The 6,292-nt window shown below is 44.3% G+C and carries 4 protein-coding genes; all 4 read right to left on the reverse strand.

Annotated elements, in window-relative coordinates:
• Positions 1–197: 197 nt before the first annotated feature.
• Entirely contained in the window at positions 198–635 is a 438-nt protein-coding gene (locus AC1DVB_RS24470; RefSeq protein WP_034308239.1) for a BrxA/BrxB family bacilliredoxin, read from the reverse strand.
• 203 nt (positions 636–838) lie between these two features.
• Complete coding sequence (gene meaB, locus AC1DVB_RS24475) at positions 839–1,972, reverse strand: methylmalonyl Co-A mutase-associated GTPase MeaB (RefSeq protein WP_057278781.1); 1,134 nt, start codon at positions 1,970–1,972, stop codon at positions 839–841.
• Positions 1,972–4,164, reverse strand: a complete 2,193-nt coding sequence (gene scpA / locus AC1DVB_RS24480; protein ID WP_057278782.1) for a methylmalonyl-CoA mutase — start codon at positions 4,162–4,164, stop codon at positions 1,972–1,974. The genes meaB and scpA overlap by 1 nt, the downstream gene beginning before the upstream one ends.
• Before the next feature lies 1 nt (position 4,165).
• Complete coding sequence (locus tag AC1DVB_RS24485) at positions 4,166–6,067, reverse strand: methylmalonyl-CoA mutase family protein (protein ID WP_477591365.1); 1,902 nt, start codon at positions 6,065–6,067, stop codon at positions 4,166–4,168.
• Positions 6,068–6,292: the final 225 nt, after the last annotated feature.

A 6,292-nucleotide genomic window follows, 5' to 3' on the forward strand; every position in this document is an offset into this window, starting at 1 on the left:
CCTAAAGGGGCATAAAAGCCAATTATCCGGGAGGGCTGTCGTAATCGCTGCAATCCAATTATGATTTAAAGTAATAACCACCAATGATGATCTAGCCTTGTTTGAAGATTCTGTTCAGGATGAGACCATTCCGAATCTCTTTTTATCGACAAACTAAAACCCGCCGATTGGGCGGGTTTTTAGTTTATCGATATGGATTAAACTTCTTCGCAATATTGATCGAAGTAGTCTTGTAATTTTTCTACTACAGACATCGGGTGGTGCCCTTCAATTTCATGGCGTTCTATCATGGTGATGATTTTTCCATCCTTCAGCAATGCAAATGATGGGGATGACGGCGGATATCCTTCGAAATAGTCACGGGCTTTTTCCGTCGCCTCTTTATCTTGCCCAGCAAAAACGGTTACAAGCTGATCTGGGCGTTTATCATTATGGATTGCATGAGCAGCTGCAGGTCTAGCTATTCCCCCAGCGCAGCCACAAACGGAGTTTACCATAACAAGTGTCGTTCCTTTTTGTGCAAATACTTCCTCTACTTCTTCGGGAGTGGTCAGTTCTGTATATCCAGCAGTCTTAATCTCATCGCGAGCCTGTTTGACTACGTCGTTCATTAAAAAATTAAAATCCATATTCATGGCATTTGCTCCTTCCAAGTTTTCTCTTCAATCCTATCATAACAATTGCCTCTTCGTGATTCAATAAATTTACCTGTTAAAACCGCATAATCCGTTCCGAACATGTTTAAAACGAAAGGAGAGCGGGAATCATGTGTGTAACAACAAGACTTACAAAAGGATGGGGCAGGCGTGGGAATAGATCCATGCCTGCCCCATCCCATTTATTTTTCATTAGACTTAAATGTTTCTGCAAAAGATTGAAAGGCCTGCTTAACAGCAGCAGTGACCGTTTTATTCCCTGACATCACTTGATTCTCGAGCATAGGGAGAAGACTCTTGACGGTTTCATTTTTATAAAACATCGTTTTAAGCTGGTGATCGATCAATGAATAAAGCCATTCCCTAGATTGCATTCTTCTCCGTTCTTGAAAAACACCCGATTCCTTGGTCATTTGGGAAAATTCATTCAATACATCCCAAAGCTCAGGAATTCCTTTACCGGTTATGGCGGAACAAGTATATGCCTTTCCTGCCCAACCCTTTGTGGCTGGCTGAAGGAAGTGCAAAATTCTGCTATATTCGGATTTCGTCCTAATCGCCAGGGGGAGGTTCTCGCCGTCGGCCTTATTGACAACAATTCCGTCCACAAGTTCCAGAATCCCTTTTTTCATCCCTTGCAATTCATCTCCGGCACCCGTTAGGACAAGGAGCATGAAGAAGTCGACCATACTTCGAACTATAGCTTCACTCTGACCGACCCCGACAGTTTCTATCAGTATCACATCAAAACCTGCCGCTTCACAAAGCAACATCGTTTCCCTCGTTTTGCGGTGAACCCCGCCAAGAGTTCCTTCGGATGGTGAGGGTCTTATGAAGGCATGGGGGTTTCTAGCCAGTTCCTCCATCCTTGTCTTATCGCCCAGTATACTTCCGCCATTGACCGAAGAGCTTGGGTCGACGGCTAGAACGGCAACCTTATGGCCCCTGTCACATAAGTAGGTTCCGAACGTCTCGATGAAGGTACTTTTCCCGGCACCGGGCACTCCGGAAATCCCGATTCGCATTGAGTTCCCTGTATGAGGAAGGATGGCTTGCAATAATTCCTGTGCATGATCCAAATGGTGGGATGCATTGCTTTCAACCAATGTAATCCCTTTGGCTAGCTTGGCCCTGTCCCCTTTTATGATTCCCTCTTTAAGTTCATGGACCGGTATGTTTACATTATGTTTTTTGACGAATTTGCTTTTTGAAGGTTTGTTTTGGCTGGCTGCTAATTCCACACCTGGCTTTAATGAAGAAGCAAAACCTTCCTTATTGTTAAGATCGACCCATTCCGGCTTCTTGTCCTCACTCATTATTGGGCCACTTCCTCATATCCGAGGCGATTGTATATTTCCTGAAGCACTTTCTTTGCTGCCTGCGGAATGACCGTCCCAGGTCCAAAAATGGCTGTAGCGCCATTTTCCATAAGATAATCATAATCCTGTGCAGGGATGACGCCGCCTACGATCACTATGATGTCCTCTCGTCCCAAGTTCTTCAGTTCCGTCATAAGCTGCGGCAACAATGTTTTATGGCCGGCAGCTAGGGAACTCATTCCGACTACATGCACATCATTTTCCACGGCCTGGATGGCGGTTTCTTTCGGTGTTTGGAATAATGGACCGATATCGACATCATAGCCTAAATCCGCAAACCCCGTTCCGACTACTTTAGCTCCGCGATCATGACCGTCCTGGCCCATTTTAGCCATTAACAAACGCGGTCTTCTTCCTTCATTTTCAAGGAATTCTTCCGTCATGCGGACGACTTCCTCAATTTCCGCTTCTTTTGAGTAAGCCGAGCTGTATACGCCGCTGATAGAACGGATCGTTGCTTTGTGACGTCCAGCCACCTCTTCGATCGCATCTGAGATTTCACCTAATGAAGCCCGTACTCTTGCTGCTTGCACAGCCAGTTCAAGAAGGTTACCCTCTCCAGTTCTGGCCGCCATTGAAAGCGCTTTAAGAGCTTCATCCACCTTTGCCTGATCACGTTTCGCTTTCAATTCGCTCAATCGCTTAAGCTGACTTTCGCGAACTGCTGTATTGTCAATCTCCAGTATTTCAATCGGATCTTCTTTTTTCAACCGATACTTATTGACGCCTACGATCGTTTCATCTTGAGAATCGATTTTAGCCTGTCGCTTTGCAGCGGCTTCCTCGATCCTCATTTTTGGAAGGCCGGTTTCAATTGCCTTCGCCATTCCTCCCAGACCTTCGATTTCCTCTATGTGAGCCCAAGCCCGTTCGATCAATTCATTAGTGAGCGATTCTACATAGTAAGAACCTGCCCATGGATCGATTACTTTTGTGATTCCGGTTTCCTCCTGCAGATAGAGCTGTGTATTACGTGCAATACGTGCCGAGAAATCCGTTGGCAGGGCAATGGCCTCATCCAATGCGTTCGTATGGAGCGACTGTGTATGTCCAAGTGCAGCCGCATGCGCTTCAATAAGGGTCCTTGCGACATTGTTAAACGGATCCTGCTCGGAAAGGCTCCAGCCGGAGGTTTGGGAATGAGTCCTCAATGCCATTGCTTTATTATTTTTCGGTTCGAATTGTTTCATCAGTTTTGACCAAATGAAACGAGCCGCCCGCATTTTCGCCACTTCCATGAAATAGTTCATTCCTACAGCCCAGAAGAATGACAGGCGTGGTGCAAATTTATCGATATCAATGCCTGCTTTCATTCCGGTACGTGCATACTCAAGCCCATCCGCCAACGTATAGGCAAGTTCGATATCAGCCGGCGCCCCCGCTTCTTGCAGATGATAACCGGAGATGGAAATGGAATTGAACTTGGGCATATATTTGGAAGTATACTCAAAGATATCAGCTATGATTTTCATGGACATTTCAGGCGGGTAGATATACGTATTCCTAACCATGTATTCCTTTAAGATGTCATTTTGAATCGTGCCTGAAAGCTTATCCTGTGTTACGCCTTGTTCTTCAGCTGTCACGATATAAAACGCAAGGATCGGTAATACTGCACCGTTCATTGTCATTGACACGGACATCTGATCAAGCGGAATGCCGTCGAACAGGATCTTCATGTCAAGAATGGAATCAATGGCAACTCCCGCCTTCCCCACATCACCGACAACGCGCGGATGATCGGAGTCATAACCGCGGTGTGTAGCTAAATCAAAAGCAACTGAGAGCCCTTTTTGCCCCATCGCCAGATTACGTCTGTAAAACGCATTGGATTCCTCAGCAGTCGAAAAACCTGCATACTGCCGTACCGTCCAAGGACGATTGACATACATCGAAGGATAGGGACCCCTTGTAAAAGGAGCGATGCCTGGCACACTTTCCATATGCTCCAGGCCGCGAATATCTTCCTCAACATAAAGCGGTTTGATTTTTATTTGTTCATTGGTTTCAAACAGAAGATCCTCAATGTTTTTCCCAACGGCCTTTTCGACTTCCTTTTTCCATGCTTCCACTGTACCTTTCATCTCGGACTTAGCAGGATTTATAGCAGAAAAATTCGGTTTTTTCATTTCAGTTCACCCCTAGCTTCTGCAATAATTCAAGTAAAATGGATATTGCATTCATTTTAACATGGATAAAATCTTTGACCCCGGCTTCTCTTAGTGTAATCTCCAATTCTTCTTGCTGCTTGCCGGCACTATAAATAGTGATTTCAGGGAATTGCTTTTTAATTTCTTTAATGATGACTGGCGCTAATTCCGAATAGTCACCATCACTGCCGCAAAGACAATAGATTGGGAGCTTGGTCGCAGCTACATAATCAATTGCTTCCTCAACGGTTCGACATCCCTTACTGCCGATTGTTTCAATACCACCTGCTGCCGCAAGACTTTGAACGAAATCTGCACGAGGTTTATAGGATTTGAGATTTATCAAATTAATTAAACCGATAGTTGGAGCCGTTCCGCTTATTCCTTTAAACTTTTCACTGCGTAGTCTTATCCGTTCGAACTGACTGGATACCCGTTCCAATTCAAGTGGGGTAATGCCAACCGGCTTCGCAACTTTCATATACGACACATGTTTATCCTTTGTGGTGTTTTTAATCTTATCAGCGGGATTCGGATATACATTCGTTCCGATGATACTTTCTTTTCTGAAAGCCGCATTTTGAACTCTTTCTTGGTAAACTTCAGCTATTTCTTTCTGAAGGGAACCTTGTTTAATTAGCTCCAGAATCCCTCCAGCTGCATCGATTTCAAGGAATTTTGCCCAAGCCTTTTCAGCCAATTCATCCGTTAGTTGCTCAACATACCATGAACCGCCAGCAGGATCGACAACTGTTGTAATATTTGTTTCTTCTTTTAAAATCAAGTGAGTATTACGGGCAATTCTTTCTGAAAACTCATCGGTTTCACCGGTTGCGTGTGTAAATGGATGGATTTGAAGATATTGAATGCCTCCAATTGCTGCTGAAAAAGCTTGGTTCGTGGTCCGAAGAATATTGACGTGCTGATCATATAGCGTTTCCRTCAACTCGGAAGTTACGGCATGTATCGTCATTTTAAAATGGTCCGATGCTGTATCGAAAGCTTCTGCAAGACCTGCCCAAAGCCTTCTGGCAGCCCTCAGTTTAGCGATGGACATGAAGTAATTTGAATCCACTGCAAACGAGAATACTATTTTTTCGGAAACCGCAGCAGTAGAAAGCCCCTGCTTTTGCCCTTCCAATAGATATTGGACGGCTGCCGATAATCCGTAAGCTATTTCTTGTACGGCATTGGCTCCTCCATTATGGTAGACTGCCGTATTAATCAAAACTGTTTTTAAATCACTGCCTACCTTCTGATAATCCTGGATCGTCTTCAGCCATTCTGCAAAATGGTTATCCGTATCTTCTGGCAACTGACCGCAAATGAGCCATTCTGCAATTGGATCTTCAGCAATGACGCCTGTCAATTGGGTATTTTGTGCTTCGGCAACAGCTTTGAATTGAGGGAATAATTCTTTTTGTTTCCCCTTAAGGTCAATGAAAACCGGCATTTCTTTTAATGGGATTTCCATAAACAATGTTTCAGCCCTTGCTCCCCCGGAGAGCAATCGTGCAGGGTATGCGACGACATTTTGACCGCGTTTGAATGCAGCCCTCATCTTTTCATTTGCTTCTTCAGCCGTGATACCGCTTACAGGTTGAACGGCAAGCCAAGGTTTGTCATGATATCCCGTTGGGGACGTTCCTCGGGTGAAAGGGAAAAATCCTGGCAATTCAGCTACTTTTTCCGTTGATTCCGCCTTTTCTGTATAGAGTGGATATAAAGCGATGCCCTCATATGTATTCGTTTTAAGCTTTTCTACACTTTTCCCTTTTAAACTTGCTTCCGCAGCTTCTTTCCACTCTTCATAAGAAGGCTTAGGAAAGGTTATGTTTTTTACATCTTTCAGTTCCATCTGTAATCGCTTTCTTATCCTCATACGCCCTTTTCCTTCATTGGGAGAACGAACGCTCAGTCAGTTTTGGATAAGAAAACCACCCTCCCGTCAATTTGATCTGGATTATACTAACATTCTACCATAATTTTCTTGAAATTTAAGACAATAGAAATTAGCAAACCTGTTATTAGGGAAATCACTAGCCTATTTTGCCTCTTCACATCAAGTACAGCCCCTGACCTGTATTAGAACAGCCCTTAATAAAAT

It is taken from the genome of Peribacillus sp. P4_D6, assembly GCF_056401795.1.